Source organism: Desulfosarcina sp. (assembly GCF_033791525.1).
Classification (GTDB): domain Bacteria; phylum Desulfobacterota; class Desulfobacteria; order Desulfobacterales; family Desulfosarcinaceae; genus Desulfosarcina.
The window spans coordinates 1-3912 of the sequence record NZ_JASJGN010000330.1; the positions used below are offsets into that span (position 1 = coordinate 1).

The window sequence follows — 3912 nt, forward strand, 5'->3', positions numbered from 1 at the left end:
GATGGGGTGTTTGCAGGCCCAGCTGGCAGGCGGGCCGGTCAAAGGGGTGACCATCGAATATACTGGCGATTTCAAGGGCATGGACATGGATCCGGTATCCACGGCCATTCTCAAGGGACTGCTCACGCCGATGGTGAAATACGCGGTAAACTTCGTCAACGCCCCGGTGGTGGCCCAAGAGATGGGCATAAAAATCATTGAGTCTACCACATCGGAAGCCGAAGACTACACCCACCTGATAACCCTGCGGGTGACTTCGGACGCCGGTGAGAATCTGGTTGCCGGCACCATCATAGGCCGAAGCGAAATAAAGGTGGTCAAGATTAACAATTTTCGCCTGGAACTGGTGCCCGAAGGACATATTCTGTTGATCTTCAACCAGGATCGACCCGGAGCAATCGGTGGGATCGGAACCACCTTGGGACGGCACAACGTCAATATCGGGCGGATGGTCGTGGGGCAGGAAAAGGATGGTGACCACAACATCATATTTCTGCAGACCGATGCCCCGGTCCCCCCCGATGCCCTCGAAGAACTACGTTCGGCAAAGATGGTCAACTCGGTGACGTCGTTGGAACTGTGATTTAATAATCAGACCGTTTCATCGATAACGGTGTTTTTCAACACCCCGATATGTTCGATCTCCACTTCGATGGTGTCGCCATGGCTTAGGGGCCCCACGCCTGCCGGGGTGCCGGTGAGGATGATGTCGCCGGGCATCAGGGTGAAGTTTCGGGAGACGAAGGCGATGATCTCGGGAATGCCAAATATCATCTGGCGGGTATTGCCCTCTTGAACCGTCGTCCCGTTAAGGCGGCAGAAGATGTTCAGGTTCTGGGGGTCGGTCAGGTCCCGCGCCAGCACGACCTGCGGGCCGATGGGGCCGAAGGTGTCAAGGGATTTTCCCCGGTACCATCCGGTGCGGTCACCGTTCTGGATATTCCGCTGGCTGACGTCGTTCATGCAGGTGTAGCCGAAAATCTGACCCAAGGCATCGGCGGCTGGAACATCCTTGCACCGGTTGCCGATGATCAGCGCCAGTTCCGCCTCGTAATCGGTCCGCAGGGTCTTGAATCCGTAATCCTTTAAAAATTGTGGAATGACGATGGCTTGATCCGGCCCGACCAGCACGTTGGGTGTTTTGGGGAAAAGCAGGGGTTCGCTGGGTATCTCGTCGGTGAAGCCCTTGACTTTGACTGAAACGCTTTCGGCGATGTGGGCCCGGTAGTTCAACCCCAGGGCAATGAGCTTGGTCGGATTGACGGTGTAGGTGTCACGACGGTTTTTAATTGGCAGCTTGATCACTGGATATGCTCTTTAAAAACTGATTTTAATGTATTTTCTTTAAAGGCATGGATGAGGGATTCATCAACAGTGGCCTCGTAGCCGGTGAGGGTGGCGACCACCAGTCGATCGTCGTCCAGAAAGGTGAAATCGGCAATCATTTTTCGATGGCCGGTCGCTGTTACAGACATGACCGCCGTCACGCCGGATGCCGGGAACGCCGAACGATACTGGCGGTAGGCGCGGGCATAACTGGGCAGGCAGACCTTTCCGGACTGCTCGAAGCACCAGACGATGGCCATCTGAAAAGCGCCGTCCAATACCATGGGGTCGGCCATCCAGCATCCCTGGATGGGATCCTGCATCCACGCTTCGGGTTTCGGTGCGCCGGTCAGCTGGGCCGTCATGCCATGGTCGGAATAGTCGTCAATGGCTTTGATTGCCCTCAGATGGTCGCCGTGAAACAGGATCGGGCCATATATGGCATCCAAATCCCGGGGGTAGGCGCGACTGCCGTTCCTGCCGTTGCCGGTAAATACCGGGGCGGTGGGAAACCGGTCGACCAGAAGTGCGCGGGCCCGCGTATGGATCACATCCTTGCCGTTCTTAACCCCGTTTCTCAGCTCTACATCTACTTGCCATGCATCGCCGCTTTTTCTGGCCTTGCCGGCCATGAGGCGGACCAGTTTTTTTTCCTGTTCGATGCGGATGCCGCTGAGCAGGCGAAAATCGTCGATGCCGTGCAAAGAATAGCCCGGGTTTTCTTTGAGCGCACCGTGGCCGATCCACTCGGTAATCAGGGCAAAGGGCACCACCGGTCTGCCGCCGATGATATGGGAGGCAAGCACCGGGTAGCGCTGAAGATCCAATTCGCGGCTTTCGAGCAGGGCCATGGGCGTGTCCGGGAATTCGGCCGGTCCGTCGTCGGTCTTGTGGGTTAGCATGCTGCCGATGAGGACTTCCACTGGGCCTGGATTGGCATTATTCATTTCAGCCGCCATCAGGCGCGCACCGGTTTCAACAGGAATCAGTTGGATGTTTTTCGCGCCAAAGACTCGTTTAAGGGCAGGTGTCACCATGCCGCCGTCCCACGGCCCCCAGTTGATGGCGGTCACCCGGCATGCGGGATGATTCTGCGCTTGCACCCGGGCCATCTTGTTGAGTGCTTCGTTGGCCATGGCATAGTCGCATTGGCCGATGTTTCCCGTGCGGGCGCTGACCGATGAAAACAGGACCAGGTGGCGCAAGTTGTCCGATCGGGTGACGGACAGCAGATTTTTTAAGCCACCCACTTTAGTGGCGTAAACTTGCCGGAACTGCTTGACGGTTTTGTCCACGATCAGTCGATCGTGGAGCACGCCGGCGCCATGGACCAGACCGGTGATGGGACCCAGTTGGTTTTCAATGGTGTCGACCGCCTTATGCAGGCTCTCCCGATCGGTAACGTCTGCGTTGAAATAGCCGGCATTGACTCCCGAGGCCTTGAGTGCGTCGATGGTTCGGGCGATGGAGAGATTGGCCGCATGCTTCCGATAGGCGTCCTCCAGTTTTTGCGGTGTGGGTTTGGGCCCCGTAAACGCATTGTCAAGGATGGCTTTTTTCATCGCCGCTTCGTCGCGGACGCCTGCGAGCCAGTCGGGGATCTTAAATAACGGTGCCGATCGACCGATCAGGGCGATGGAAGCACCGGTAGTCCGGGCCAGGTAAAGGGCGCAATCGGCCGTTACACCGCGGGCGCCGCCGGTAACGGCAATTACATCTTTATTATCCAGGAGGACTGGACCCTCAGCTATCGGGGCGGGAACCGGTTTCAATGTCACACGGCCATCAGGGCGCACACCGATCTCCACCGGATCGTGGTCAAAGACGTCCAGCAGCTCCGCAACAACCTGTTGTGCGGCTGCATCGGGATTTGCAAAATCAGGGGAACAGTCAATGGCTCGGCAGATTACTGCCTCCCATTCAAGGGCGGCGGTCTTGACCAGGCCCGCCAGCGCGCCCTGTTCGGGAGTGTCGAAGGCGTTTCCCGTAAAACCGAAGGCACCATCCATGCGTGTGGCCACCGCAAACAGGGCATCACCGCGTGCTGCTGCCCCCAATAATTCCGGAGCGGCGTGTTTCGCTGCCAAAAAAGCGGTTTCGGGATCGGTCGAACCACAGAGGATCAAGCCCGCCGCCCCGGCAAAGTTCGCCGCGTCGCCCGCTGCATCGGAGGCAAGCAGGCGAACGTCGATTTTCGTTTTTTCCAACTGGTGGGTCATGGATTGCGCCATGGGGGAGTTGTCGCCAAGGACACCGATCCAGCGACCCGATTCGATACGAAGCGCGCGACCGGGCTTCTTCGGGGATTCGACGACATCGATGACCTGACGGGGTATCGTATCCGATGGCTCCCGATTCGTCGTTGCCGGCTGAATCGGCGAACATGCGCGGGTGCCGATCGCCGTCTTGTCATCGCCTGCGGAAAGATACGTGCAGATTTGGCTAAGGGTCTTCAGGGTGCCCAGCATGTCCGGTGTGACCTGGGGCAGGTGGGGCATGCGTTCTTCCATTGCGGAAAGAATCTCCACCCGCTTGATGGAGTCGATGCCCAAATCCGCCTCGATGTCCATGTCCAGCCCCAGCATG

The 3912-nt window shown here is 57.9% G+C and carries 3 protein-coding genes; 1 reads left to right on the forward strand and 2 read right to left on the reverse strand.

What is annotated here, in order from left to right:
- The coding region (locus tag QNK41_RS16370; RefSeq protein ID WP_319258832.1) for an ACT domain-containing protein at positions 1-583 on the forward strand (583 nt) is incomplete at its 5' end.
- 8 nt (positions 584-591) lie between these two features.
- On the opposite strand, the gene QNK41_RS16375 is transcribed toward QNK41_RS16370, so the two are convergent.
- Positions 592-1305: a fumarylacetoacetate hydrolase family protein gene (locus QNK41_RS16375; RefSeq protein WP_319258835.1), complete on the reverse strand. Its 714-nt coding sequence runs from the start codon at positions 1303-1305 to the stop codon at positions 592-594.
- Positions 1302-3912, reverse strand: a 2611-nt coding sequence (locus tag QNK41_RS16380; RefSeq protein WP_319258837.1) for an SDR family NAD(P)-dependent oxidoreductase, incomplete at its 5' end; no start/stop codon positions are given. The genes QNK41_RS16375 and QNK41_RS16380, both read right to left, overlap by 4 nt.